Source organism: Arthrobacter sp. RAF14, from assembly GCF_052114185.1.
Classification (GTDB): domain Bacteria; phylum Actinomycetota; class Actinomycetes; order Actinomycetales; family Micrococcaceae; genus Arthrobacter_E.
On the sequence record NZ_JBFREG010000001.1, the window covers coordinates 843,053 to 869,589 of the forward strand.

Below are 26,537 nucleotides of genomic sequence, written 5' to 3' on the forward strand. Positions count from 1 at the left end.
CTTTTTGCGCGCGGGGAACGTACCCGCGGATCCTTTCCTTGGACCGTGTGTTTCGCGCGGCAAATTCCTTGCAAAAACTCATGCGTCGCCCCATTGCGCGGTCATGAGCAGCCCAGGATGATCTGAAGGCCTGTGCTGTCAACCCAACCGTCCGGCTCCAGCCCGGGCGCCATCGAGGGGGAAGGATCCTTCGTGACTGAAACCACTGTCCTGACAACGGATGTGGACAAGACAAGCTCCGCTGCACCCGCAGCGAAAAGCAGCGGCCTGGCGGGCCTCAAGCTCGCCCAGCTGCAGGCGCTTGCCAGCCAGCTCGGCATCTCCGGGAGCTCCCGGATGCGCAAGGGCGACCTCGTGACCGCCATCTCCGACCACCAGCGCGGTTCCTCCGTGGCAGACCGCCCCGCCAAGGGCGAGGAAGCCGCCAAGGCCACCACCGCCAAGACCACCAGGGCTTCCGCGCCCAAGGCTGAGGCTCCCCAGGAGGCTCCCGCCGCTGCTTCCGCCGAGCAGGAGACCGCCTCGGAGGCGGCCCCTGCCCGCGGCCGTGCCCGTGGTCGCTCCCGCCGCGCCGGCAGTGACGGCGTCGTCGCCGCAGCCGAGACCGCTGCGGAGACCGCACCCGCCGAGTCCGCAGCCCCGGTCGCCGAGCAGCGTGCTGAGAACGCCGAGAACAACTCCGGCGAGCAGGGCTCCGAGCGCCGCAACACCCGCACCCGGAACCGCAACCGCCGTGCCGAAGGTGGCGAGAACACCGGCGAACGCGCCGAGGCTCCCGCCGAGTCCGCTGAGCCCGCCGCCGAGCAGGGCGAAGCCCGCGAGGGTGAGGGCAACCGCCGTAACCGTCAGCGCTCCGAACGTGGCCCCCGCAACGGTGAGGGCAACGGCCAGAACGCTGCGAACCAGAACAACGGCAATCAGCAGGGCGCACGCCAGCAGGAGAACCGCCAGCAGGACACCCGCAACGACGAGGAAGAAGGCGGGAACCGCCGGAACCGTCGTAATCGTCGGGACCGCAATGAGCGGAACGACCGCGGCGACCGGAATGACCGCAACGACCGTTTCCGCGATCGCAACGAGCGTCGCCGCGGCCGCAACCAGGGCCCCGAGGTGGATGACACCGAGCTGAGCGATGACGATGTCCTGGTCCCCGTGGCCGGCATCCTCGACGTCCTGGACAACTACGCGTTCATCCGTACCTCCGGTTACCTGCCGGGCCCGCAGGATGTCTACGTGACCCTCAACCAGGTCCGGAAGTACAACCTGCGCAAGGGCGACGCCGTCGTCGGCGCCATCCGTGCTCCGCGCGAAGGCGAGAACAACAACAACCAGCAGAACAACCGCCAGAAGTTCAACGCGCTGGTGCGCGTCACGAGCGTCAACGGTCTGCAGCCTGAAGAACTCAAGAACCGCGTCGAGTTCAACAAGCTCGTCCCGCTCTACCCGTCCGAGCGTCTGCGCCTCGAGACCGATCCCAAGAAGATCGGCCCGCGCATCATCGACCTCGTGGCTCCCATCGGCAAGGGCCAGCGTGGCCTGATCGTCTCCCCGCCCAAGGCCGGTAAGACGCTCATCCTGCAGTCCATCGCCAACGCCATCACCACCAACAATCCTGAGGTCCACCTCATGATGGTCCTGGTCGACGAGCGTCCCGAAGAAGTCACGGACATGCAGCGCACGGTGAAGGGTGAGGTCATCGCCTCCACCTTCGACCGTCCCGCCGATGACCACACCACGGTCGCCGAGCTCTCGATCGAGCGCGCCAAGCGCCTCGTGGAGATGGGCAAGGACGTGGTGGTCCTCCTGGACTCCATGACGCGTCTGGGCCGTGCCTACAACCTGGCCGCGCCGGCATCCGGTCGCATCCTGTCCGGTGGTGTGGACTCCGCCGCGCTGTACCCGCCCAAGCGGTTCTTCGGCGCAGCCCGCAACATCGAGAACGGCGGCTCGTTGACGATCCTCGCCACGGCCCTGGTCGAGACCGGTTCCAAGATGGACGAGGTCATCTTCGAGGAGTTCAAGGGCACCGGCAACATGGAGCTCCGCCTGTCCCGCCACCTGGCGGACAAGCGCATCTTCCCGGCTGTCGACGTCAACGCTTCCAGCACCCGCCGCGAGGAGAACCTCCTCTCGCCGGACGAGGTCAAGATCATGTGGCGTCTCCGCCGCCTGCTCTCCGGCCTCGAGCAGCAGCAGGGTCTGGAACTGCTCACGAGCAAGATCCGTGAGACGCAGAGCAACGCCGAGTTCCTGCTCCAGGTGCAGCGCACCACCCTGGCTGCAAAGTCGGAGAACGACAAGTAGCTCCTGACGGGGATGGGACCGGCCACACGCCGGTCCCATCCCCGTTTGCCGTCTCCCGATAAACTTGCCACCAGGTTGAAAGAGGTTTTGAACATGTTTGAGTCCGTCCAGGGTCTGCTCGACGAGCACGCCGCGATCCAGGCGCAGCTGAGCGACCCCGCCGTCTACGCCGACCAGTCGCTGGCCCGTAAGCTGGGCCGTCGTTCCGCGCAGCTCAACGGCATCGTGGAGGCGTACAACACCTGGCGCGGGCTCAGCGATGACCTGGAGGCGGCACGGGAGATGGCCGCCGAGGACCCGGACTTCGCCGAAGAGGTCACCCAGATCGAGGAGAAGCTGCCGGCCGCTCAGGAGAAGCTGCGCCGTCTGCTCATTCCGCGTGATCCCGACGACGCCCGCAACGTCATCATCGAGGTCAAGGGCGGCGAAGGCGGCGAGGAGGCCGCGCTGTTCGCCGCCGACCTCCTGCGCATGTACACCCGGTACGCCGAGGCCCATGGCTGGAAGACCGAACTGATCTCCGCCAACGAGTCCGATCTGGGCGGCTACAAGGACGCTCAGATGGCCATCAAGGGATCCTCCAACGACCCGGCACAGGGTGTCTGGGCCCGCCTGAAGTTCGAAGGTGGCGTGCACCGCGTCCAGCGCGTGCCGGCCACCGAGTCCCAGGGACGCATCCACACCTCGGCCGCCGGCGTCCTGGTGTTCCCCGAGGTGGATGAGCCCGAGGAGATCGAGATCAATCAGAACGATCTGAAGATCGACGTCTACCGGTCCTCCGGCCCCGGCGGGCAGTCCGTGAACACCACCGACTCGGCCGTCCGCATCACCCACCTGCCCACGGGCATCGTGGTCGCCATGCAGAACGAGAAGTCCCAGCTGCAGAACCGCGAGGCGGCCATGCGCGTGCTCCGTGCGCGACTCCTGGCGCACCAGCAGGAGCAGCTGGACGCGGAGAGCGCCGAGCACCGCAAGTCGCAGATCCGCACCATGGACCGCTCGGAGCGCATCCGGACGTACAACTTCCCGGAGAACCGCATCGCGGATCACCGCACCGGGTACAAGGCCTACAACCTGGACGCCGTCATGAACGGTGACCTGGAGCCGGTCATCCAGTCCGCCATCGAGATGGACGAGCAGGCCCGCCTGGACGCCATCGGCGAGTAGCGGACCGCCGTGAACGACGACGACGCCCTGCGCCCCGGCGCGCCCCTGGCCCCCGCCGTCCGGGCCGCCGCAGCCGTGCTCGCCGCAGCGGGTGTGCCGAGTCCGCGCCGGGACGCCGAACTGCTCCTGGCGCATGCCCTCGGGGTCGACCTCAAGGAACTGCAGCTTGTGGTCCTCATGGGTTCCGGCGCCGTCCCGGAGGGTTTTCCGGGGCTGGTGGCGCAGCGTGCGGAGCGGATCCCGCTGCAGCACCTGACCGGGGTGGCCTACTTCCGGCACCTGGAACTCTCCGTGGGTCCGGGCGTCTTCATCCCGCGTCCCGAGACCGAGACCGTGGTGCAGTGGGCCGTGGACCGGTGCGCCGAGCTGCGGGCCGGGGGAGTGCTCGAGCCTCTTCTGGTGGACCTCGGAACGGGGTCGGGCGCCATCGCGGCCTCGCTCGCGCAGGAGGTTCCGGGCGCGCGCGTGCACGCCGTGGAGCTCAGCCCGCTGGCCATCGCCTGGGCCGAACGCAACACCCGGCCGCACGGCGTCGAACTTCATCAGGGTGATCTGCGGGACGCCCTGCCGGAGCTGAACGGCCTGGTGGATGTGGTGGTCTCCAATCCGCCGTACATCCCCAGCGAGGCTGTGCCCCGTGAGCCGGAGGTCGCGGATCATGACCCCCAGATGGCGCTGTATGGCGGGGGAGCGGACGGCATGGAGCTTCCCCTGGCCGCTGCGGCCAGCGCGGCGCGGCTGCTCAGACCGGGCGGCTGGTTCATCATGGAACATGCTGAGGTGCAGGCGCCCTGGCTGGCCGCACGCCTGGGCCAGGACGCCGCCTGGTCGGACGTCAGGACGCATCAGGACCTCAACGGCAAGGACCGCGCCACGTCCGCCCGCCGCGTGTGACCGGACGCCGGGCGAGCCCTGTGGGCTGTGACGCGGCGCGGACTGTGGATCCGAAAAGAATGGGAGAATGTCAGCGTGACTTCTAGCTATGACTGTTCAACGGAAGAAACCCGCTTCGAGGGGCTGGCACACGCGCAACGCGCCATCACCGAACAGCAGTGCATCGTCTTCCCCACGGACACCGTGTACGGCATCGCCGCGGATGCGTTCTCACCGCTGGCGGTCCGGCTTCTGCTGGCGGCCAAGGGCCGCTCCAGGACCATGCCGCCGCCCGTGCTGATCCCTCGCGTCCAGACCATGGACGGGCTGGCCGTCGACATCGGCGACGACGCCCGCAAGCTCGCCGAGAAGTTCTGGCCCGGTGCTCTCACCTTGATCCTGCACGCTCAGCCGTCCCTTGAATGGGATCTCGGCGAGACCAAGGGCACCGTGGCACTGCGCGTGCCCGACGACGAACTGGCCCTGGAGATCCTGGCCCGGACGGGCCCTCTGGCGGTGTCCTCGGCCAATAGGAGCGGTCAGCCCGCCGCGCAGACGGCCGCTAATGCCCAGGAGCAGCTCGCCGAGTCGGTCGAGGTCTACCTCGACGGCGGCCCCCGTCCGGCGGAGTCCGAGAGCGAGGAGGCGGCCCTGCCGTCCACGATCGTCGACTGCACCGGGTCCCGTGCCCGTGTCGTCCGTCAGGGTGCGATCGCCCTGGAGGACCTGCGGGACGTGGTCCCGTCGATCCTGGCCTTCGGCCAGGAGGTCCCGGTCTGGGAGCCTGGCGCGGACAGCGCGCTGAACAGTGCCGACGCCGACACCGACGCACAGGCGGTCGCGGACCAGCCGGCAACGGCTACCGTCACGAGCGAGGATGCCAAGACTCCCCGGGAGACCGGGGCGGAGAGCTGAATGCGGAGGGACCGCCTTCCGCTCGTCGACGTCGACGTCACCGCGCTTACGGCTGATGAGACCGCCCAGGAGCTGGGCCGCTTGCTCGCCTCCGGGGAGCCGCACACCGTCGTCGGCCACAATCTGCACAGTGTGACGCTGTATCACAGCGATCCTGCGTTCGCCGTCTTCTACGACCGCAGCTCCGTCATCCTGCTCGACGGCGCTCCGCTGGCCAAGCTGTGGGCGCGGACGTTCAACCGGGGCCAGGGCGCGGGGAGCCACCGCGTGGGATCCGTCGATTGGCTGGCCCGCGTCGGAGCCGTGCCTGGCCTGGACCGCATCGCGGTGCTGGGAGCGGGCGCCGAGGCGAACGAGGGTGCGGTCGCCGAATTGCGCCGTCGCGTTCCGGGGGCAGTGGTGGAAGGACGGCCCGGGGCGGGCTGGAACGCGGAAGCGGAGTTGGCTGCGTCCGCCTGGCTCCGTGAGTTTCGTCCGCAGCTGGTGCTGACCGGTCTCGGGATGCCCCTGCAGGAACAGGTCATCGCCCGCATGCTGATGGAGATTCCGGCCGTGCACTGCGCCGTCGGCGGAGCCATCGAGCAGGTGGCCGGCATTCAGAAGCTCGCACCGCGCTGGATCGGTCGTCTGGGCTTCGAATGGGCGTGGCGACTGCTGTTCGATCCGCGGCGCGTGGCGTATCGCGTGTTCGTGGAGCCCTGGAAGCTGGCGTTCATCCTTCTGCGCCGTCGCATGAGCCGCAGCGTCAGGCGTCAGGATGTGCGTTCATGATGGGCGGAGCGGCGGAGGAGACGAACGCGCGTCCCCGGGTGGCCGCCGTCGTGGTCACGTATAACCGCAGGGAGCTGCTGAAGGACACCCTCCGTGGACTGCTGACCGCTACGGTCCGGCCGGACGCGCTGATCGTGGTGGATAACGCCTCGGACGACGGAACCCCGGAGTTCCTGAAGGCGTGGGCTGCCAGCGAGGGCGCGGCGGCTGCCGACAGGACCGTTCTGGATCTGGTCCGTCTGGAGAGCAACACCGGCGGAGCCGGTGGCTTCGTGGTCGGCATGGAACGCGCGGTGCTGGATCATCAGGCGGACTATGTCTGGATCATGGACGACGACACGGAGCCTCTGGCGGATTCGCTGGCAGAAGCGCTTTCGGCCTTGGACACGATCGCCGCGCAGGGTGTGCCGGCTCCCGCCTACCTGGCCAGTCTGGTCCGGTGGACCGACGGGCGTCCGCATCCGATGAACCGGACCAAAGAGCGTCTGCGGCTGGACGCCGCGGGCCGTGCCCGCGCGGACTCCCTGGGTTTGACGAGCATCCGGACGGCGTCGTTCGTCTCGATTTTCGTCTCCGCGGACGCGATCCGCCGCCAGGGCCTTCCGATCGCGGACTACTTCATCTGGAACGACGACTTCGAGTTCACCGCCAGGATCACTCGCCAGGCCGAGGCCTTCGCCGTGCCGGACTCCGAGGTCTTGCATCACACCAAGACCTTCGGTGACGCACAGGCCGACCCGGGCGACCGCTTCTACTACGAGGTGCGGAACAAGCTCTGGGCGTACTTCCGTTCCCCGGCGCTGCATTGGTGGGAGCGCGTGCTGTTCCTGGGAGCCTCGGTGCGCAATTGGACCCGGACGGTGGCCCGGTCCGGCCAGCGTGCGCGCCTGCTGCGAGGACTCTTCCGTGGCGTCAAAGACGCCCTGAGGAGTCCTCGCAGCAACAGCGAAGTCCTGGACGGTGTGTACCGGCTCCGGGAGATCCCGGCGCTGACGGCTTCAGCGGCCGTCGGCGAGTGAGCGGATCCCCTCGTCGAACGAGACGGGCGGCGTCCAGGAGAAGTCCGGGGCGCTGCCGCTGACCAGGACTTCCAGATCCTCGGTCAGACGGTCGGCCTCCGCGCCCTTGCCGAGGAGCCGGGCTCCGAGGCGCAGGAGCGCCGGGGGACAGGGGATCAACCGCGGGGTCCGTTCCGCGGCCGCACCGAGTGCCCGGCACAGATCCGCGGTGGAGACGGCGCGGGAATCGGCGGCCAGGATCAGCTGGTACAGGTCCGTGTCGTGCTCCAGTGCGTACTGGATGGCCGAACAGACATTGCCCACGGCCACCATCGTCCTGCGGTTGCGCACCGACGCGAGGGGCAACGGGAGTCCACGCCGGATGGCGCTCAGGAGCCGCTGGACGTTGCCCTTGTTCCCCGGGCCGTACACCATCGGGATCCGGATACTGGCGCCCCGTAGCCCGGAACGTGTGCTCACCGCCGCCAGGGCCTGCTCGGCCTCCCATTTGGACACCCCGTAGGGATCGGCCGGTCGGGGCGTGTCCGCTGCGGAGAACGGTGCGCCGGTGGTCCGTTCGCCGTTGACTTTGATGCTGCTGAGGAACACGAACGCCGAGACGCCCGCGGCGGCGGCGCCTTCGGCCAGCCGGTGAGTCAGAACGGTGTTGGCTGCCCGGTGTGCGGCAAGTGGATCGTCGCTGTCCTCGGCCATGCGGTGGACCCGGGCGGCGAGATGCACGACCGCGTCCAGACCGGTGAACAAGGAGGAACAGTCCTCGACCCGTTCGAGGTCCCCGGTGGCCCGCGCCGTCGCGCCGCGGAGAGCGGCAGCCGCGCTGTCGTCCAGCGGAAGAGTCCTGACGAGCGCCACGACGTCGTGCCCGGCGGAGACCAGGCTGCGTACCACGTGACGGCCCACGAACCCCGTGGCCCCGGTGACTGCGACTTTCATGGAGCCCCTCTCGACGGCCTACTGCCCGCGTAGCCGCGAGACTGCCGGAAATCCACAATAGCCGATGCCCGGCGCGCTAAGCTGGTCGCGGTGTCCGATGCCGCTCCCTGCGGTCCCCACGTCCTCCGGGCCTGGTCGGAAAGCGCGGATGCCGAGGGCGGGAGACTTCTTCCGCCCCTTGATTTTCGAGCAAGGTGGCCATTGTCGTACTCCAAGACTGCTGAGAGCAGAACCGGCTCCTGGGAGTGGATCCAGTTCATCCTCGACGCCCTCTGCTGGTTCCTAGCAATGGGCCTGGCCCTCGTGCTCCGCTACGAACTGCACGTCGAATGGGCTCAGTTCCCCGGCCTCCTGGCGGTGACCGGTATCGCGGCCCTCGCGCAGCTCGTCTTCGGCTACCTCCTCTCCGTGTACCGCGGCCGCTACCAGTCCGGCTCCTTCGGTGAAGTGCAGGCGCTGCTGATCGCCACCCTCATCGTGGCGACGGCGGCCACGCTGCTCCTGCTGGTGGGCTACCGCCAGTTCGACGTCGGCCGCAGTGTCGCCCTGATCGCCGCGCCGATCGCCTTCATCGGGATGGCCGGTATCCGTTATCTCCGGAGGCTCTACCGGGAGGCGAAATCCCGCCCGGGCGACGCCGCCCGGAACACGCTGATCTACGGCGCCGGCTTCGTGGGTAATTCGCTGGTCTCCCGCATGCTTCAGGACCCGGATTCCCCCTATTACCCGGTCGGCCTGATCGACGACGACCCCAGCAAGAAGCATCTGCGCCTCTCCGGCGTGCAGGTCCTGGGGCGCGGCGAGGACATCCGTTCGATCGTCCACCGGACCAAGGCCGAAGTCCTGGTGCTGGCGTTCGGCAGCGTGGAGCGCGACGTCGTGACTCGGGTCTCCGACAGCGTCGCCGGCCTGAACGTCAGGGTGCTCGTCCTGCCTCCGCTGAACCAGATGCTCAGCGGAGGTGCACCGCAGGGCTTCTCCGACTTCCGCGACATCTCAGTGGAGGATCTGATCGGGCGGAGGCCGGTGGACATCCAGGTCGAGAAGATCGCCGGATACATCTCCGACCGCAGGGTGATCGTCACGGGCGCGGGCGGTTCGATCGGCAGCGAGCTCTGCCGCCAGATCAGCCAGTTCAGCCCGGCCGAGCTGATCATGCTGGACCATGACGAGACGGCCCTGCAGCAGACGCAGATCTCACTGACCGGCCAGGGATTGCTGAACGGCCAGGACACCGTGCTGTGCAGCATCCGGGACCAGGCAGGTCTCGACGCGGTCTTCCAGGAAAGGAAGCCGGAGGTCGTCTTTCATGCCGCGGCCCTCAAGCACGCCCCGCTTCTGCAGCAATACCCCAACGAGGGCTGGAAGACCAACGTCCTGGGTTCGCTGAACGTCCTGCGTGCGGCCCGGGCGGTGGGAGTGAGCCGGTTCGTGAACATCTCCACCGACAAGGCGGCGAACCCGAGCACGGCTCTGGGCCATTCCAAACGGATGGCCGAACGGCTGACGGCCTGGATGGCGCAGGAGACAGGCCTTCCGTACGTTTCGGTGAGATTCGGCAATGTTATGGGGAGCCGTGGGTCCATGCTCCCGCTGTTCACTCGGCAGATCCAGGCCGGAGGGCCGGTGACGGTGACGCACAAGGATGTCACCCGGTTCTTCATGACCATCCCGGAGGCCTGCCAGCTGGTGATCCAGGCTGGTGCCATCGGGCACGGCGGTGAGGTCATGCTCCTGGACATGGGGGAACCCGTCCGGATCCTGGATGTCGCGCAACGGATGATCGCGATGTCCGGAAAGAACGTCGAGATCGTCTTCACGGGTCTGCGGCCGGGCGAGAAGATGCATGAGGAGCTCATCGGGGACGGAGAGGTCGACTCCACCCGGATCCACCCGAAGATCTCGCATGCGCGCATCCAGCCGATCGACCCGGAGGATCTGGATCTGGAATCCTGGCTGGAGGCCTGCCGGCTCGACGAGGAGAAGCTGAGCGCCTCCGGCATCGCCGACGAGGAGTCCGAAGACCCGGTGGATCTGGGCCGGGTGGGATCGTGACCCCCGTCGCCATCACTGCGGCGGCGACGTTCGTGGTGGCACTCGTGGCACCCTGGGCGGTCAAGCCGTTCCTCGTCCGGCTCGGAGTCATCGACGTGCCGACGGCTCGCTCCTCCCACTCTGAACTGACGCTGCGGGGCATGGGCCTGGCCACGAGCCTCGGAGTGCTTGCGGGCTCAGCCACGGCTCTGCTGACCCATGCGGTGCCCACCAACCGCTTCCTGGCTCTGGCGGTGGCGGGGTGCGCGCTCGGCTCCGCACTTCTGGGCTGGGTCGAGGACATCCGTGGCCTGTCCATCCGGGTCCGGGCGTCCGCTCAGCTTCTCCTCGGCCTGGTGGTGACCGCCGCCATGACCGCGAATCTCCAGGTCTCCTGGTGGTGGCTTCCCCTGGGGGTCCTCGCAGTGAGCGGCTACATCAACGCGGCGAATTTCATGGACGGCGTGAACGGCATCTCGGGCATCCACGGTCTCGTGGTCGGCGCGCTGTACTGCACCGCCGGTGTCCTGTCCGGCCAGGTGTGGCTCACCGTGTCCGGGGTGGTCCTCGCGGCCGCCTTCGCGGCGTTCCTGCCGTGGAATCTCGGCCGTGGCCGGGTGTTCCTCGGGGATGTCGGAAGCTATCTCCTGGGCGGAGGCATCGCCGCCATGGCTGTCGCCGGATTCCTGTCGGGTGTCGCGATCGAATACCTGCTGTCGCCCCTCATGATCTATCTCGCCGACACGGGATACACCTTGGTCCGCCGGTACCGGCAGGGCAAACGGTGGTACGAGTCGCATCGGGAGCACGTCTACCAGCGACTCACCGATGTGGGTTTCAGCCATGTGCGCGTCGCCCTGCTGGTGGGGTTGTTCAGCGCGCTGACCGGCATGTGCGGGATCGTGGCGGCCACTTCCCCCTGGTGGGGCGCCCTCGCGGCCCAGGCGATCACGGTCGGCGCCATCGTGCTGTATCTGGCGCTGCCCTCCCTCCTGGAGCGGCGACGGGCGGGACGGGCCGTGTGAAGGTGGCCAGGGGCGCCGGTACTTCTATCTCGTGTAGAATTCACCGTTGACGGTGTGTATCCCGTCGCATCACATGCCCTCCACCTGATAGGCCGCCATGTCTGCATCTTCGCCCCGCCCTTCCAGGGCTTCTCGGCGTCGGACGACGACGGCGGCGGGGGAGACGGGATCCTTGTGGCTCCGACTCCTGGTGCTCAGCTCAGCGGTGTCCGCAGCAGGTCTTCTGGTCACCGCGGTCATCGCCGCGGTGATGAACGGGGGACTGGGCGCGCTGTCCGTGATCTGCGGTGGCGCCCTCGTCATCGTCTTCTTCGCGATCTCCCTGCTCGCCGGGCATTTCGTCGGCAGGAACAACCCCTCCGGAGCCATCGGGCTCATGGTGGCGCTGTACTTCGTCAAGGTCGTGGTGTTCGGGGTCGTGTTCCTGGTGCTCGGCGCCCCGGGCTGGTTGCATGGCCGGTGGTTTGTTACAGCGGCGGTCGTGACCGTCGTCCTGTGGCAGATCGCGGAGCTCTATGGGTTCTCCCGCGCTCGGCTCCTGATCTTCAACGTGCCCGCGCAGCCCGCTGAGCAGGCCCAAGACTCCTCCGACACTGCAGAAGGAGGCCGCTGACGTGGCAAAAGAAAATCACCGTCCGTCGGAAGCCGATCCTTCACATGACGGCGACGGCGGATACAACGCCGGAATGGCCGTCTTCAGCTATATCGTCGGCGGAATCCTGGTCTGGAGTTTGATAGGGTGGGGACTGGATTCACTGTGGGGGACCCGCTGGATTGTACTCGCCGGAGCATTGCTCGGGGCGGCCGGCGGTTTCTATCTGGCCCAGATGCATGGATTCTTCAAACACCGCGCTGACAGCTCTGGCGCGGATCCGAAGAAGCCTCACAAACCTTCCGAATAATTTCACATGGGGGAGCCGCTCACCGAGCGTGGAGCCCCGCTAATTTGCCCAACGATGGACACTGCAGAGAGGAAACGCGTTGTTCGCGCTTACGCTCCCCGCTCAGGATTCGGGTTCTTTCAACCCGCCTGGTATTGACGAAATGCACCTCCCGGCGATTTTGCCCTGGGGTGCAGCGGACGGCTTCTCCAAGCAGATGCTCCTGGTGATCCTCTCCGTGGTCATCATCGCGGCGTTCTTCCTGGCCGCCGCCCGCAAGGGACAGCTGGTCCCCGGGAAACTCCAGTTCGCCGGCGAGTCCGCCTACGGCTTCGTCCGTAACGGCATCGCCAAGGACATCATCGGCGGCAAGGACTTCATCAAGTACGTCCCGCTGCTGTTCAGCTTGTTCTTCTTCATCCTGGTCAACAACATCTACGGGGCCATCCCCGTCATCCAGTTGCCCACCTTCTCCCACGTGGGCGGCGCCTATGTGCTGGCCGGCCTGGTGTACCTGACCTGGATCGTGATCGGCGTCAAGAAGAACGGAATCCGTTACTTCAAGCTGGCCACCGTACCCTCGGGTGTTCCCCTGTACATCCTGCCGATCGTGGTCCCGATCGAGATCATCTCGAACTTCGTGGTCCGCCCGGTCACGCACAGCCTCCGTCTGTTCGCGACCATGCTGGCCGGCCACTTGATCGTGATGATCGCCGGCTCGGGCATCGAGTTCCTGATCGCTCAGGAGAACGTCCTGCTCAAGGGCACCTCGGTCCTGGTGCTGGCCGGCGCGGTGGCCATGTACATGCTGGAAGCGCTGATCATGGTGCTGCAGGCGTACGTGTTCACGCTGCTGACCGCCATCTACATCGAAGGCGCTCTCCACGCGGACAGCCACTAAGACTTCACCCACACTTCCCCTCTCGGGGAAAAATAACCCCGTAACAGCCGCTCCGCGGCGACTGAAAGGAAAACCATGAACGGCGAAATCAACGGCTCCCTCAACCTCGTTGGCTACGGCCTCTCCGCCATCGGCGGTGGCATCGGTGTGGGTCTCGTGTTCGCGGCCTACATCAATGGTGTGGCTCGTCAGCCCGAGGCACAGCGTGTCCTGCAGCCGATCGCATTCCTCGGTCTGGCCCTGACCGAAGCTCTCGCCATCCTCGGCCTGGTTTTCGCGTTCGTTCTGAAGTAAACCTTCAGCCCCTACGCCAAATCAGTTACGAGTAGATAGGACGGGTGAATATGGATCAGCTGATCCTTGCTGCAGACCAAGCCCACGAGTCTCCCAACCCGCTTGTTCCCAATGTCTGGGAAATGGGCGTGGTCCTGGTCGGCTTCCTGGTTCTGCTCTTCATCGTGGTCAAGTTCGTTGTCCCGATGTTCGAGAAGACCTACGCCGAGCGTGCCGAGGCCATCGAAGGTGGCATCGCCAAGGCTGAGAAGGCCCAGGCGGAGGCCACCGCCGCTCTGGAAGAGTACAAGCAGCAGCTGACGGACGCCCGCGCAGAGGCCAATCGCATCCGCGAAGAAGCCCGTGCTGAAGGCGCCCAGATCCTCGCTGAGCTCAAGGAGAAGGCCGCCGCCGAGGCAGCCCGCATCACCGAGCAGGCCCATGTACAGATCGAGGCAGAGCGCCAGGCCGCCGTCGTCTCCCTGCGCAGCGAAGTCGGCAGCCTTGCCACGACGCTCGCCGGGCGCATCGTCGGTGAGTCGCTGGAAGACGACGCCCGCGCTTCCCGCGTGGTCGACCGCTTCCTCGCAGATCTGGAGAACCAGAGCGCAGGTGCAGCACAGTAATGGCAGGTGTATCGAGCGAATCGCTGAAGGCGGCGCTGGCCGAGGTGGAGCCCAAGCTCCCCACGGCTCCGCTGTCCCTGGCAAATGAGCTTTTCGGAACCCTCGAGGCGCTTGACGGCTCGGCCGGACTGCGCCGGGCTCTGACGGATCCTTCGCGCAGTGCGGAGGAGAAGTCGGGCCTGATCCGTGGACTCCTGGCCGGCAAGGTCTCGGCCGATGCGGAGCAGATCGTCAGTTCGCTGGCGGCCTCCCGCTGGGCCGACTCCCGTGACATCGGCGATGCGCTCGAAACAATCGCCGCAACCGTGGCGATCGCCGTCGCTGAGTCCAAGGGTGCCGCCGCAGGTGGCGGCGCCTCCGGGCTGGAAGCACTGGAGAACGACCTCTTCGCATTCAACACGGTGGTGGGTGCCAGCCATGAGCTGCAGCGTGCTCTCGTGGAACCGGCTGCCGCCCCGCAGCAGAAGGCGGAGCTGGCACGCAAGCTCGTGCCGAGCGCCGGCGAAGAGGCTCAGCTCCTCATCCGTCAGGCCGTCGTCGCCCCGCGTGGCGTCAAGCCGGCCAAGCTGGTGGAGCGCTTTGCAGAGTTGGCCGCCAAGCGCCAGGAGCGCTGGATCGCCACGGTGGAAGTGACCCGCCCCCTCACCGACGAGCAGCAGTCCCGCCTCCAGGCCGGTCTGAACTCGCTCTACGGCCGGGAGCTCAAGGTCAACACCGTCGTGGATCCGGAGCTCATCGGCGGTATCCGCGTCAAGGTCGGTGACGAAGTGGTTGACGCTTCGATGCTGACCAAACTCGGCGAACTGCGCCGCAAGCTGGCCGGCTGAGCCAGGCAAGCACAACTTACCGACAGAACACCAGGTCATCGTGAGCAGCGATGATCACGAAACAGGAGAGCAGGGACTGCAGATGGCCGAATTGACCATCAATGCCGACGACGTCCGCAATGCCTTGAACGAGTTCGCGGCGTCCTACGAGCCCGGCAATGCCGAGCGCGTCGAGGTTGGTCGTGTGACCACCGCCAGCGATGGTATCGCCCGTGTCGAGGGTCTTCCCTCGGTCATGGCCAACGAGCTCCTTCGCTTCGAGGATGGAACTCTGGGTCTGGCCCAGAACCTTGACGTCCGTGAGATCGGCGTGATCGTACTCGGTGACTTCACCGGTATCGAAGAAGGCCAGGAAGTGCACCGCACGGGTCAGATCCTTTCTGTCCCCGTGGGCGACGCCTTCCTCGGCCGTGTGGTTGACCCGCTGGGCCAGCCCATCGACGACCTGGGCGACATCAAGGCCGAGGGCACCCGTGCACTGGAACTCCAGGCACCGGGCGTGACTCAGCGTAAGTCGGTCCACGAGCCGATGCAGACGGGCCTCAAGGCCATCGACGCGATGATCCCGATCGGCCGTGGCCAGCGTCAGCTGATCATCGGTGACCGCCAGACCGGCAAGACCGCCATCGCCGTCGACACGATCATCAACCAGAAGGCCAACTGGGAGTCCGGCGACGTCAAGAAGCAGGTTCGCTGCATCTACGTCGCCATCGGCCAGAAGGCGTCCACCATCGCCGCTGTGCGCCAGACCCTGGAAGAGAAGGGTGCCTTGGAGTACACCACGATCGTGGCCTCCCCGGCGTCCGACCCCGCGGGCTTCAAGTACCTGGCTCCGTACGCAGGTTCGGCCATCGGTCAGCACTGGATGTACGGCGGCAAGCACGTCCTCATCATCTTCGATGACCTCTCCAAGCAGGCCGAAGCCTACCGTGCCGTGTCGCTGCTGCTGCGCCGCCCGCCGGGACGTGAAGCCTACCCGGGTGACGTGTTCTACCTGCACTCCCGTCTGCTCGAGCGTTGTGCCAAGCTCTCCGACGAGCTGGGCGCGGGCTCGATGACCGGTCTTCCGATCATCGAGACGAAGGCGAACGACGTGTCCGCCTACATCCCGACCAACGTCATCTCCATCACCGATGGTCAGATCTTCCTCCAGTCGGACCTCTTCAACGCCAACCAGCGTCCGGCCGTCGACGTGGGCATCTCCGTGTCCCGCGTGGGTGGTTCCGCTCAGGTCAAGGCCATGAAGAAGGTCTCCGGCACCTTGAAGCTGGACCTGGCCCAGTACCGCGACATGCAGGCCTTCGCCATGTTCGCCTCGGATCTGGATGCGGCTTCCCGCCAGCAGCTGACCCGTGGTGCGCGTCTGATGGAGCTGCTGAAGCAGGGCCAGTACCAGCCGTACCCGGTCGAGAACCAGGTCGTGTCCATCTGGGCAGGCACCAACGGCTACCTGGACGATGTCCCGGTGGAGGACGTCTCCCGCTTCGAGTCCGAGTTCCTCGAGCACCTGAAGCACAGCACGTCCATTCTGACCACCATCGGCCAGACCAACCTGCTGGAGAACGACACTGTCGAGGCTCTGAAGACGGCGATCACCGACTTCAAGCGCGGCTTCTTCGGTGAAGGTGACAACCATCTGGTCGGTGCCGGCCACGAGGAGCACGAGGCCATCTCGGGCGACTCCGTGGACCAGGAAAAGATCGTCAAGCAGAAGCGCTAAAGGCGCATCACCCCGGGGCCGCCTTCACGGGTGGCCCCGGGGTGCCGCACCGGAGCCTTGGATCCGCTGGATCCTAAGAAAGGACAAGTATGGGAGCCCAGATCCGGGTCTACCGCCAGAAGATCGCCTCGACCACGTCGATGCGCAAGATCTTCAAGGCGATGGAACTGATCGCCACCTCTCGCATCGGTAAGGCACGTGCTCGTGTGGCTGCATCCCAGCCCTACGCCCGCGCCATCACCCGTGCCGTTTCTGCAGTCGCCAGCCAGAGCCAGGTGGAGCACCCGCTCACCACCGAGCCCGCCCAGATCCGCCGCGCCGCCGTCGTCGTGATGACGGCCGACCGTGGTCTCGCCGGCGCATACTCTGCGAGCGTGCTCAAGCAGGCCGAGGGCCTGATCGAGCTGCTGCACGGCGAAGGCAAGGACGTCAAGACCTACCTGGTGGGTCGCAAGGCGCAGGCCTACTTCGATTTCCGTTCCCGTCCTTACGCCCGCGTCTGGACCGGCGGCACCGATGCTCCGGAGTTCGCAACCGCTCAGGAGATCAGCAAGGTCATCCTGGAGGACTTCGCCACCGACTTCGAAGAGGGCGGCGTGGAGGAGATCCACGTGGTCTACACGCGCTTCAAGTCCATGGTGACCCAGGAGCCGACCGTTGTCCGCCTTCTGCCCTTGGAGGTCGTGGAAGAGGAGGACACTCCGGAATCGGAGATCCTGCCCCTCTACGACTTCGAGCCCGAGACCGAGCAGGTGCTGGACTCGCTGCTGCCTCGCTACATCGAATCCCGCATATTCGCGGCGATGCTGCAGGCCGCCGCGTCCGAGCTGGCTGCCCGTCAGCGTGCCATGAAGTCCGCAGGCGACAACGCGACCGAGCTGATCAAAAAGTACACGCGACTGCGCAACACGGCCCGTCAGGCCGAGATCACGCAGGAGCTCACCGAGATTGTGGCCGGTGCCGACGCTCTGGCGTCGTAACTCCACGAGAATCCCGGCGCAGCCTTCGCGGCTGTACCCAACGCTAGACTTAACACACGCCATCTACTGAGTGAAGTGAGAGAGATGACTGCCACCGCTACCGAGCACGCAGCCACCGCGGCCGGCGCCACCGGTCGTATTGCCCGCGTCATTGGGCCGGTTGTCGACGTCGAATTCCCGGCCGACGCCATCCCGGAAATCTACAACGCCCTGACCACTGAGGTCACCCTCAATGGTGAGACCAAGACCATCACCTTCGAGACCTCGCAGCACCTGGGTGACAACCTGGTCCGCGCCATCTCGCTGCAGGCGACCGACGGCCTGGTCCGCGGCACGCAGGTGTTCGACACCGGTGCCCCGATCTCCGTGCCCGTGGGCGACGGCGTGAAGGGTCACATCTTCAACGTTCTCGGCAAGCCGCTGGACGTCGAAGAGTCCGAGCTCCAGGTCACCGAGCGCTGGCCGATCCACCGCAAGGCCCCGAGCTTCGCGAGCCTTGAGGGTTCCACCGAGATGCTCGAGACCGGCATCAAGGTCATCGACCTCCTCACCCCGTACATCAAGGGTGGCAAGATCGGCCTGTTCGGCGGCGCCGGCGTGGGCAAGACCGTGCTCATCCAGGAAATGATCACCCGTGTCGCCCGCAACTTCGGTGGCACCTCCGTGTTCGCCGGTGTCGGTGAGCGCACCCGTGAGGGCAACGACCTCTGGGTCGAAATGGACGAGGCCGGCGTTCTGAAGGACACCGCCTTGGTGTTCGGCCAGATGGATGAGCCGCCGGGAACGCGTCTGCGCGTGGCCCTGTCCGCTCTGACCATGGCGGAGTACTTCCGCGATGTGCAGAACCAGGACGTGCTGCTCTTCATCGACAACATCTTCCGCTTCACCCAGGCCGGTTCCGAGGTGTCGACCCTGCTGGGCCGCATGCCTTCCGCCGTGGGTTACCAGCCGAACCTGGCCGATGAGATGGGTCTCCTCCAGGAGCGCATCACCTCGACCAAGGGCCACTCGATCACGTCCATGCAGGCGATCTACGTCCCTGCTGACGACTACACCGACCCGGCTCCGGCGACCACCTTCGCCCACCTGGACGCGACCACCGAGCTCTCCCGTGAGATCGCTTCCCGTGGTCTGTACCCGGCCGTGGACCCGCTGACCTCCACTTCCCGAATCCTGGATCCCCAGTACATCGGCAAGGACCACTACGACACCGCTGTGCGCGTGAAGCAGATCCTGCAGAAGAACAAGGAACTCCAGGACATCATCGCCATCCTCGGTGTCGATGAGCTCTCCGAAGAGGACAAGATCGTCGTGGCCCGCGCCCGTCGCATCCAGCAGTTCCTGTCCCAGAACACCTACACCGCCAAGCAGTTCACCGGCGTCGAGGGTTCGACCGTGTCCATCAAGGACACCATCGAAGGCTTCAAGGCGATCTGCAACGGCGACGTCGACCACATTGCCGAGCAGGCGTTCTTCAACGTCGGTGGCATGGACGATGTCGAGCGTCAGTGGGCCAAGATCCAGTCTGAGACCCGCTGATCATGGCCGAGCTCGACGTTGAGGTTGTCGCGGCGGACCACTTCGTGTGGTCCGGCGCGGCCAAGGTGGTCAACGCGCGCACCAGCGATGGCGCGATCGGCATCCTCCCGGGACACGCTCCTGTGCTGGCGATCCTGGCGGAAGGCGAGCTGTCCATCGAACCGGTGACCGGGAGCCGCATTCACGTCACCGTGGATGGGGGATTCTTCTCCGTTGACAATGACCGAGTGGTGATCGTCGCTGACAATGCTCAGCTCAACGATTCCGCCGCGGCGTAGGGCTGAACAGTCCGCGCTAGATGGGTGATTCGGTCATTGTCACTCTGGGCATCGCAGCGATCGTCGCGATCATCATCGGTGCTCTGTGCCTGGTAGGGGTGCGCCGCGTCAATCTGCGGCGCGCCCTGGGCACCATCGACGCCTCCATCTGCCTGGCCAACGGCCGCTGGCAGATGGGGGTTTGTCGTTTCCAGGGCTCGGAGCTCGAGTGGTTCAAGATGTTCTCCTTGAGTCCCACCCCGCGCTACAGCTTCGAGCGCAACCAGCTTGATCTGGTGCGACGGCGTGAACCGGGGGAGACGGAGTCCTCCCGGATCCAGCCGGGTTCGGTGATCGTGGAACTGAGCTACGAGGGGCAGGAAGTGCTGCTCGCCATGCGGTTTGACGAGTACACCGGGCTGTCTTCCTGGCTCGAGGCCGGTCCCCGACCGGGACTCAACCGCCTGGACTGAGGACAGCGTCCAGGGAGCACTGGTTCCCAGGAGCACTGAAATTCTCAGGAGCACTGAAAGGCCGGGCCGTGGTCCGCAGCGGGATGATCCGCGGCGGCCCACGGCCCGGCCTTCTGCGTCGCTGAGGGGGTTCGGCTCAGACGAGCCATTCTCCGTTGCGCAGGACGCGCTGGAGCTGAAGATCGGCGTCGAGCACCACGACGTCGGCGCGCAGGCCGCGGCGGAGGCTCCCCACCTCGTCATCCAGGCCCAGGACATCGGCGGGGACCGCTGTGGCGGAACGGACGGCGTCGGCAAGTGGGACACCGGCCGCCACGGTCCGTTGGACCACCTGGAGCAGCGTTGCCGTGCCGCCGGCGATCGAGCCGGTGGCGTCGAGCGTCGCGATGCCGTCGGCAACCGTGACGGGGGAGGGGCCGAGCATGTAGTGCCCGTCACTCAGTCCGGCGGCGGCCATGGAGTCCGTCACGAGGAGCACATTGGCCGAGCCCACCAGGTCGAAGACCGTCAGGGTGGTCTGCGGGTCCAGGTGGGTGTTGTCGGCCACGAGCTCGACGGCGGCCTTGCCGGCCTGAGCGGCGCGGAGGCAGGCGGTCACGGGCCCGGGGTCGCGGTGGTGTATCGGGCGCATGCCGTTGAACAGGTGGGTGACGGTCGGCCGGCTGGTGGAACCGTCGAATCCGGCCGCGGCCAGGCCGTCCCGTGCAGCCGCCAGGGAATTGGCGGCCGTGGGGTCATCGGAGTCCGTGTGTCCGAGCGACGGAACCACGCCGTGAGTGGTCAGGAGATCGACCAGCTCGGCCGCGCCGGGCAGCTCCGGGGCGTACGTCATGGTCCGCAGTTTCCCGTTGGCAGCGAGGATGAGTTCCTCGGCGAGTTCCAGATCCGGGTTCAGGAGGAAGGCGGGGTTCTGGGCGCCGCAGCGGGCCTCGGACAGGAAGGGGCCCTCCAAGTGGATGCCCGCCAGGAGGCCTTCCTCGGTCAGGCCGACGTAGAGCTCGATGCCGTGGAGCAGATCCTCGCGGGACGCGGTGACCATGCTGGCGAGCAGGGTGGTGGTGCCGGAGCGATGCAGGAAGTCGATGGCCGTGCGGGCGGAATCCTCCTGGCCGGACGGGAAGTCGCCCCCGTTGCCGCCGTGGCAGTGGATGTCCACCAGGCCGGGGATCAGGATGGCGCCGTCCGGCAGGGGAGTCGGTTCCACGCCGTCGAAGGCCGGGTCGGAGAAAGCGGACGCGGGCCCGGTATGGACGATCCGGCCATCCGCGATGGCCACCAGTCCGTCGGCGAGGGAGTCGCCGTCGGAGACGATGCGGCCGCGCAGGATGACGCGCTGTCCATCAGAGGATGAGGTGGTGTCCAGAGGCATGCCATGAGTCTACGGGCAGGACCGCGGACGGTTGAAGCGTGACCTGCGTGGGATGGCGCCGGCCCGCCGTTCTCAGACGGAGTGGCCGTCCAGCCGCTTCACCGGAAGCCAGGTCGCGAGTGATGCGCCGAGGGTGGTGACCAAGGGCGTCCCGAACACGCACAGCGTCTCTTCCCAGGGGTGCCCGAAGACACCGGACGACATGTCCGGAACGAAGAACGTGAAGTAGTCACCATCGGGGTACACCGGGATCTGCCAGGTCTGGGACCACGTCATGGCGAGAACTGACGGCCGGAAGCGGTATCCCGGGTGCTGCCAGTCGAGGGCGATCCATTCGTCGACTTCCGGGAGAGCCCACACGAAACACCGAAGTGCCTCTGCGTTGATGGCGTCATAAGCGGCGCCACGTCGCGGCCCGTCGGCGATGACCGAGAGGTCGAAGGTGATGGATGGGGCAGGCTCGTCAATGGCAGGCCACTTCTCAGGGTCGGTGGATGCCCGGAACGCGAACCGCTCATCGAAGCCGTCCCAGATGACACCGTTCTCTGCGGTGCCCAGTTCGATCCAGGCACTCTGAGCCGGCGGTTCAGCGAAACGTTCACTCACGACAAAGACCTCATGCGAGTAGGGAATCACATCCGACGGAATACCTCACGCGCCACCCGCGCGGAGCAACGGGCACCCAGCGCAGCCTCAGAACAGGCGGCTCTCCGCGTCGTCCACGCCGCGCATCGCGTCGTAGTCGAGCGTCACACAGTCGATGCCGCGGTCCTGTGCCAGGACCCGTGCCTGGGGTTTGATCTGCTGAGCGGCGAAGATGCCTCGGACGGGGGCGAGCACCGGATCCCGGTTGAGCAGCTCCAGGTACCGCGTGAGCTGCTCGACGCCGTCGATGTCACCGCGGCGCTTGAGCTCGATCGCCACGGTGGCTCCGGCCGCGTCCCGGGCCAGGATGTCAACGGGGCCGATGGCGGTGAAGTATTCGCGGCGGATGAGGCTGTACCCGGTCCCGAGCAGCTCGATCTGCTCGGCCAGAAGGCGCTGAAGGTCCGCTTCCACGCCGTCCTTGATCAGCCCGGGATCGACGCCGAGGTCGTGTGCGGTGTCATGCAGGACCTCGTGGATGTTGATGATGAGCCGGTCGTCGGTCTTGGCCGACTGGACCACCCACTGCTCGGACACTCCGGTCTCCAGCTCCGTGTCCTCGGGTGCCTGGACGCGGAGGGTCGCGGGCGGGCTCATCCAGTTGAGGGGCTTGTACGAACCGCCGTCGGAGTGGACGAGCACGGAGCCGTCGGCCTTGACCACCAGGAGGCGTTTAGCCAACGGCAGATGGGCCTTGAGCCGGCCGACGTAGTCCACGGAGCACTGAGCAATCACCAAACGCACGCACAGAACAATACCGGCTCGAGCCGGGATCGGGGTGCGGGCCGCGGCCCTGTGCGCCTCGGGTTGCACAGGTGAACCTCCCTCGCCCCCGACGAACGTCGTCTGAACGGTGCGCGAGCGCTCCATGAACTCTTGGCCGGAAGACGTCGTGACCCCTGGGCAGCCAGGTTACCCGTTGGTAATTTCGGTCTCGGCCCCACCGTCGGGGCCGTCCGCCGGTCCGCCGGATCCGGGGACGCGTCACCGATCAGGAGTCTCCAGACATGCAGCATCATGCCCGCGGGATGCGTTCCCGCCTTCTCCCAGCCCTCAGTGTCATGGCTCTGGCCGTCACGTCCCTGCTTGCGACATCGCCCGCGGCCCGTGCCGACGGCCCAGGCGCCGGAAGCCCCTGGGTGGTCTCCGTCGGGGATTCCTACATCTCCGGCGAGGCGGGACGCTGGGCCGGCAACACGAACGGCAGCGCGGCAGGGATCGACGCCCTGGGCGCCACGGCCTACAACGACAACGCCCCCAACACCGCCGAGACGATCGCCCGGTGCCACCGGAGCCACTCGGCGGAGGTCGGCATCGGGGGTGCGGTGAGCAGCCTCAACCTCGCCTGCTCCGGAGCCCGCACTTCGACGTTCACCAACTCGAGCGGCAACTTCAAGCCCGGCCTGGACTTCTACAACTCGGGTGGGCAGCAGGGGCAGGCGCTCATGCTCCAGAACTTCGCCGCGAGCCACAATGTGAAGATGGTGGCGCTGTCCATCGGCGGCAACGACTTCGAGTTCAGCACGATCATGCAGGAGTGCGTCACGGACTACCTGACCTCGTTCAGCTGGAGCCCGAAGTACTGCAAGAACGGCAGCGCAGTCGCCACCGCCATGAGTTCCAGCACGGTCGCCGCCAATACGGGCAAGATCGCAACGGCGATGCAGAACATCCGCACGGCCATGCGGAGCGCCGGGTACGCGGACGGTGCCTGGACGCTCGTCGTGCAGAACTACCCCTCGCCGCTGCCCGCAAGCGGTGCCATGCGCTACGGGCAGAGCGGCTACACGCGGCAGAACACAGGTGGGTGCGGCCTGTGGGACGCCGACGTCGACTACGCCGCGAGCACCCTCCTGCCGACCATCAACAGCGCGGTCGCCAACGCAGCCGCCCAGAGCGGCCTGAGCAATGTGAAGACTGTGGACGTCACCTCGCTGTTCTCCGGTCGACGCCTCTGTGAGAACACCGTGGGACTGCTCGAGGAGAGGGGCCTGAGCTCCTGGACCCAGGCCGGGGCTTCCGATGCCACCGAGTGGGTCAACCAGATCCGCACGGTCAGCACCGCGAACTCCGACTACTTCGTCCAGGAGTCCCTGCATCCCAACTATTGGGGCCAGCTCGCCTTGCGGTCCTGCCTGCGTCAGGCCTACAACCAGGGCGCGCCGAAGGGCGGCAGCTGCTCGCGCACCGGCACGGGCCTGCTGGGAGGGGAGCCCGCCGTCGCCCTCCGCTGACCGGCTCCTCCGGCCAAGCCCCCGGGCGCGTCCCGGGGCGACACCGCGGCGGCCCGACGGCGACGGCTTTGGCACAATGGAACCATGCCCCGCAGCAACCGTCCCCGCCGTCGTCCCGGGAGCACGCCCACCGGGAGCGGGAAGCGTGGTGCTGCACCTGCTCCGCTCGAAGGGCTGGAACGGGCACGGATCGGCATCGACCGTCGCGAGGTCGCCCCGGACGGCGTCTGGATGGTCCGGACCATGACGGCGCTGCGGGCCGGCAAGGAGTACACCTGCCCCGGATGCCATCGGCAGATCCCGCCAGGAATGGCCCATCTGGTGGTGTGGGAAGAGGATCACCTCTTCGGCGAACAGGCCGGGATCAACGAGCGCCGCCACTGGCACACCCGATGCTGGACGGGGCGGAGCTACCGTTACCGCTGAGCGCCGACGCGCTCCGGCCGGGGAGCACAGCGCCGCGCCGTCCTGACTTAAGCTTGGGACCATGACTGCAGTGCCCACCGCTTATGACCCGGCCGACCCGGCGACGCTCACCTTCACCGATTCCGCGGGACCCCAACCCATCAGGGCCTCCACGGTCCTTCCGGCCGTGCGGGAGAACATCGAACTGCGCACGGAGGACGGGCTCACTCTCTACGGCGAGCTGGCTCTCCCGGCCGACGGTCCGGTGCGCGCCACCCTGGTCACGCTCCATCCCCTTCCGACGCACGGCGGCTTCATGGACTCGCACGTCTACCGCAAAGCGTCCTACCGCCTGCCGGCCCTGGCCGGGATCGCCGTGCTGCGATTCAACACGCGGGGCACGTCCTCGCCCCGCGGCACGAGTGAGGGCGAGTTCGACGGCGGCATCGCCGAACGTCACGACCTGGAGGCCGCGGTGCGTTTCGCCGTCGACCGCGGACTCCCGCGACTCTGGCTCCTGGGCTGGTCGTTCGGCACCGAACTCGCCCTGAGCTATGGCAGCGTCAGTCCCGCCGCCGAGGAGATCGAGGGCGCGATCCTGCTTTCCCCGCCCTTGCACCGAGCCGGTGACGACGACCTGCGCCGCTGGGGACCCACCACCCTCCCCCTGAAGGTCCTGGTGCCCGAGCACGATGACTACCTGCAGCCCGAGGAGGCCGCGCAGCGATTCTCCCTGGTGCCGCAGGCCGAGGTGATCGGCGTCGACGGCGCCAAGCACCTCTGGGTGGGGGAGAAGCACGTGCAGCGGGCGCTCAACGAGATCGTGGCGACCGTGGCACCCGAGGTGCCGACGCCACTGCCCACGGAATGGTCCGGCCCGGTCGCCCAGGGTCAGTGAAACCCTCCTGAACGGCGAAGGGCCTCACCGCAACCGCGGTGAGGCCCTTCGCCGTTCCCGGCCCGTCTCAGGACCGCAGGGAACCGACGCTATTTCCGGTCCTGCTGCGGGACCAGCACTTCCTTGATCAGGAGCATGATCGCCGCGGCGGTCGGGATGGCGATCAGGGCGCCGAGCACCCCGAGCAGGCTGCCGCCGGCGATCACCGAGATCACGGCCACGGAGCCTGGCACGGAGACGGCACGCTGCATGATGCGCGGGGAGACGAAGTACGCCTCGAACTGCAGGTACGCGAAATAGCAGATGGCGTAGATGACGGCGGTCTGCCAGCCCATGGTGAACGACACCAGGGTCACCAGGATTCCGGCGATCAGGCCTCCCACCAGCGGGATGAACGCGAGCAGGGCCACCACGAACGCGAGCAGGACGGAGAACGGAACGTTCAGGATGGACATCACGATGAAGGCGAAGGTGGCGTTCAGCAGAGCCACGCAGACCTGACCGATCACGTAATTGCCCACCGAACGGGTGATCTCCTCGGAGAGCTCCATCACGCGCGGGCGGCGCGAACGCGGAGCCAGACGGTAGGCGAAGGTCTTCATGGAGGGCAGCGCCGCTAGGAAGTAGAGGGTCAGCACCAGGACGATCAGCGCGCCGAAGAGGCCGTTGGCCACCGAGGTGCCGAAGCCGACGATTCCGCCGAACACGCCGCCCACGGCGCTGGAGTCCTTGATGAACTTCTGGATCTCCTCGGTGACCCGGTCCTTCAGACCGAACTGCTCGTTCAGATTGTTGTAGAAGTCCGAGCTCAGGAAATCGTTGATCCAGGTCGGGCCCTGGGTGATGATCTGGTTCACCTGGTCCACCACCGTGGGGATCAGGGTGGCGAAGAATCCGGCGACCACCCCGACGAGAGCGAGGAGCACGATCACGATGCCGGCCGGCCGCGGGATCCTGCGGTTCTCCAGGGTCCGGACCACCGGGTCGAGGCCGAGCGCGATGAACAGCGCCGCGATGATCCAGAGGATGAGCTGCGTCGTGTGACTTCCGACGTAGAAGAGGAGCAGTGCCAGTCCGACGCCGACGGTCAGCATGAAGCCCAGCAGCACGGGGCGCTGGACGGAGAAGCCCTGCACCGACTGCACGGTCGGGTTGCCGTCGTCGTCGAAGGCGGCCTCCGGCAGCGCGAAATGTGCGCGGGGCATGGCGCCCGGCACCGGCTTCTTCAGCTGGCCGAAGGCCCGCTTGACCCGACCGAGCAGCCCGGAGTCCGTCACCTCTGCCTGCTGCGCGTTCCCGGCGGAGGTCTCAACGGACTCACGCGCGGCGGGGGTGGGCGCAGGAACGGAGCCGGTGGTGTCCGTCTCGGGGGACGACTGTTGCGTTCCGTCGGTGGACGGGGCGTTCTCCGGCTGGTTTTCACTCATGGGGTCTTCCTTGGGTGGTTCAGGCGAAATGGTGGGCAGGG

27 protein-coding genes are annotated in these 26,537 nt (G+C 66.8%); 22 read left to right on the plus strand and 5 right to left on the minus strand.

Going from position 1 to position 26,537, the window contains the following annotated elements:
* Positions 1–192 precede the first annotated feature (192 nt).
* The 6 genes from rho (at position 193) to AB4Y75_RS03965 (ending at position 7,049) form a co-directional block, all read left to right on the plus strand.
* A complete protein-coding gene (gene rho, locus AB4Y75_RS03940) occupies positions 193–2,304 on the plus strand; it encodes a transcription termination factor Rho (RefSeq protein ID WP_441434570.1) in 2,112 nt (703 codons plus the stop codon).
* Positions 2,305–2,397: 93 nt separating this feature from the next.
* A complete protein-coding gene (gene prfA / locus AB4Y75_RS03945; RefSeq protein ID WP_441434571.1) occupies positions 2,398–3,471 on the plus strand; it encodes a peptide chain release factor 1 in 1,074 nt (357 codons plus the stop codon).
* 9 nt (positions 3,472–3,480) lie between these two features.
* Positions 3,481–4,365 carry a peptide chain release factor N(5)-glutamine methyltransferase gene (gene prmC, locus AB4Y75_RS03950; protein ID WP_441434572.1) on the plus strand — a complete coding sequence of 295 codons (885 nt, stop codon included), beginning with the start codon at positions 3,481–3,483 and terminating at the stop codon, positions 4,363–4,365.
* A 75-nt stretch (positions 4,366–4,440) separates the two neighbouring features.
* Entirely contained in the window at positions 4,441–5,259 is an 819-nt protein-coding gene (locus AB4Y75_RS03955) for an L-threonylcarbamoyladenylate synthase (RefSeq protein ID WP_441434573.1), read from the plus strand.
* Entirely contained in the window at positions 5,260–6,030 is a 771-nt protein-coding gene (locus AB4Y75_RS03960) for a WecB/TagA/CpsF family glycosyltransferase (protein WP_441434574.1), read from the plus strand. It abuts the gene before it with no gap.
* Positions 6,027–7,049: a glycosyltransferase family 2 protein gene (locus AB4Y75_RS03965; protein ID WP_441434575.1), complete on the plus strand. Its 1,023-nt coding sequence runs from the start codon at positions 6,027–6,029 to the stop codon at positions 7,047–7,049. Before AB4Y75_RS03960 ends, AB4Y75_RS03965 begins: the two co-directional genes overlap by 4 nt.
* On the opposite strand, the gene AB4Y75_RS03970 is transcribed toward AB4Y75_RS03965, so the two are convergent.
* Positions 7,029–7,982: an NAD-dependent epimerase/dehydratase family protein gene (locus AB4Y75_RS03970; RefSeq protein WP_441434576.1), complete on the minus strand. Its 954-nt coding sequence runs from the start codon at positions 7,980–7,982 to the stop codon at positions 7,029–7,031. The two genes, AB4Y75_RS03965 and AB4Y75_RS03970, sit on opposite strands and share 21 nt — an antisense overlap.
* A gap of 201 nt (positions 7,983–8,183) precedes the next feature.
* On the opposite strand from AB4Y75_RS03970, the gene AB4Y75_RS03975 reads away from it, so the two are divergent.
* The 13 genes from AB4Y75_RS03975 (at position 8,184) to AB4Y75_RS04035 (ending at position 19,518) form a co-directional block, all read left to right on the plus strand.
* Positions 8,184–10,037 carry a nucleoside-diphosphate sugar epimerase/dehydratase gene (locus AB4Y75_RS03975; protein ID WP_441434577.1) on the plus strand — a complete coding sequence of 618 codons (1,854 nt, stop codon included), beginning with the start codon at positions 8,184–8,186 and terminating at the stop codon, positions 10,035–10,037.
* Positions 10,034–11,041 (plus strand): MraY family glycosyltransferase, encoded by a 1,008-nt coding sequence (locus AB4Y75_RS03980; protein ID WP_441434578.1) that lies wholly within the window; start codon positions 10,034–10,036, stop codon positions 11,039–11,041. The genes AB4Y75_RS03975 and AB4Y75_RS03980 overlap by 4 nt, the downstream gene beginning before the upstream one ends.
* 97 nt (positions 11,042–11,138) lie before the next feature.
* Positions 11,139–11,654 (plus strand): hypothetical protein, encoded by a 516-nt coding sequence (locus AB4Y75_RS03985; RefSeq protein WP_441434579.1) that lies wholly within the window; start codon positions 11,139–11,141, stop codon positions 11,652–11,654.
* Position 11,655: 1 nt separating this feature from the next.
* Positions 11,656–11,943, plus strand: a complete 288-nt coding sequence (locus AB4Y75_RS03990; RefSeq protein ID WP_441434580.1) for a hypothetical protein — start codon at positions 11,656–11,658, stop codon at positions 11,941–11,943.
* 79 nt (positions 11,944–12,022) lie between these two features.
* On the plus strand, positions 12,023–12,823 hold the full coding sequence (gene atpB / locus AB4Y75_RS03995) for a F0F1 ATP synthase subunit A (protein WP_441434581.1): 801 nt from the start codon (positions 12,023–12,025) through the stop codon (positions 12,821–12,823).
* 75 nt (positions 12,824–12,898) lie between these two features.
* Complete coding sequence (gene atpE / locus AB4Y75_RS04000; protein ID WP_066210942.1) at positions 12,899–13,117, plus strand: ATP synthase F0 subunit C; 219 nt, start codon at positions 12,899–12,901, stop codon at positions 13,115–13,117.
* 50 nt (positions 13,118–13,167) lie between these two features.
* Positions 13,168–13,722: a F0F1 ATP synthase subunit B gene (locus AB4Y75_RS04005; protein WP_441434582.1), complete on the plus strand. Its 555-nt coding sequence runs from the start codon at positions 13,168–13,170 to the stop codon at positions 13,720–13,722.
* Positions 13,722–14,549 (plus strand): F0F1 ATP synthase subunit delta, encoded by an 828-nt coding sequence (locus AB4Y75_RS04010; RefSeq protein ID WP_441434583.1) that lies wholly within the window; start codon positions 13,722–13,724, stop codon positions 14,547–14,549. Before AB4Y75_RS04005 ends, AB4Y75_RS04010 begins: the two co-directional genes overlap by 1 nt.
* A gap of 82 nt (positions 14,550–14,631) precedes the next feature.
* Positions 14,632–16,269 carry a F0F1 ATP synthase subunit alpha gene (gene atpA, locus AB4Y75_RS04015; protein ID WP_441434584.1) on the plus strand — a complete coding sequence of 546 codons (1,638 nt, stop codon included), beginning with the start codon at positions 14,632–14,634 and terminating at the stop codon, positions 16,267–16,269.
* 89 nt (positions 16,270–16,358) lie between these two features.
* The gene (locus AB4Y75_RS04020; protein WP_441434585.1) at positions 16,359–17,249 is read left to right on the plus strand and encodes a F0F1 ATP synthase subunit gamma; all 891 of its coding nucleotides are present in this window, start codon (positions 16,359–16,361) and stop codon (positions 17,247–17,249) included.
* An 84-nt stretch (positions 17,250–17,333) separates the two neighbouring features.
* Positions 17,334–18,788: a F0F1 ATP synthase subunit beta gene (gene atpD / locus AB4Y75_RS04025; RefSeq protein WP_441434586.1), complete on the plus strand. Its 1,455-nt coding sequence runs from the start codon at positions 17,334–17,336 to the stop codon at positions 18,786–18,788.
* Positions 18,789–18,790: 2 nt separating this feature from the next.
* Positions 18,791–19,066 carry a F0F1 ATP synthase subunit epsilon gene (locus tag AB4Y75_RS04030; RefSeq protein WP_066210930.1) on the plus strand — a complete coding sequence of 92 codons (276 nt, stop codon included), beginning with the start codon at positions 18,791–18,793 and terminating at the stop codon, positions 19,064–19,066.
* Positions 19,067–19,086: 20 nt separating this feature from the next.
* On the plus strand, positions 19,087–19,518 hold the full coding sequence (locus AB4Y75_RS04035) for a DUF2550 domain-containing protein (RefSeq protein ID WP_441434587.1): 432 nt from the start codon (positions 19,087–19,089) through the stop codon (positions 19,516–19,518).
* Between the two features lie 136 nt (positions 19,519–19,654).
* Here AB4Y75_RS04035 and AB4Y75_RS04040 read toward each other — a convergent pair whose 3' ends face one another.
* From AB4Y75_RS04040 to nucS, 3 genes are all read right to left on the minus strand, one after another.
* Complete coding sequence (locus AB4Y75_RS04040) at positions 19,655–20,887, minus strand: N-acetylglucosamine-6-phosphate deacetylase (protein WP_441434588.1); 1,233 nt, start codon at positions 20,885–20,887, stop codon at positions 19,655–19,657.
* 72 nt (positions 20,888–20,959) lie between these two features.
* Positions 20,960–21,493 carry a DUF2716 domain-containing protein gene (locus AB4Y75_RS04045; protein ID WP_441434589.1) on the minus strand — a complete coding sequence of 178 codons (534 nt, stop codon included), beginning with the start codon at positions 21,491–21,493 and terminating at the stop codon, positions 20,960–20,962.
* Between the two features lie 87 nt (positions 21,494–21,580).
* Positions 21,581–22,276 (minus strand): endonuclease NucS, encoded by a 696-nt coding sequence (nucS, locus tag AB4Y75_RS04050; protein WP_441434590.1) that lies wholly within the window; start codon positions 22,274–22,276, stop codon positions 21,581–21,583.
* 263 nt (positions 22,277–22,539) lie between these two features.
* Between nucS and AB4Y75_RS04055 the strand changes: the two genes are divergently transcribed.
* The 3 genes from AB4Y75_RS04055 to AB4Y75_RS04065 all read left to right on the plus strand — a co-directional run bounded on the left by AB4Y75_RS04055 (position 22,540) and on the right by AB4Y75_RS04065 (position 25,069).
* Positions 22,540–23,766: a hypothetical protein gene (locus AB4Y75_RS04055; RefSeq protein ID WP_441434591.1), complete on the plus strand. Its 1,227-nt coding sequence runs from the start codon at positions 22,540–22,542 to the stop codon at positions 23,764–23,766.
* 84 nt (positions 23,767–23,850) lie between these two features.
* Positions 23,851–24,192, plus strand: a complete 342-nt coding sequence (locus AB4Y75_RS04060) for an ATP/GTP-binding protein (protein ID WP_441434592.1) — start codon at positions 23,851–23,853, stop codon at positions 24,190–24,192.
* Between the two features lie 61 nt (positions 24,193–24,253).
* Entirely contained in the window at positions 24,254–25,069 is an 816-nt protein-coding gene (locus AB4Y75_RS04065) for an alpha/beta hydrolase (protein WP_441434593.1), read from the plus strand.
* A gap of 89 nt (positions 25,070–25,158) precedes the next feature.
* On the opposite strand, the gene AB4Y75_RS04070 is transcribed toward AB4Y75_RS04065, so the two are convergent.
* Entirely contained in the window at positions 25,159–26,496 is a 1,338-nt protein-coding gene (locus tag AB4Y75_RS04070; RefSeq protein WP_441434594.1) for an AI-2E family transporter, read from the minus strand.
* Positions 26,497–26,537: the final 41 nt, after the last annotated feature.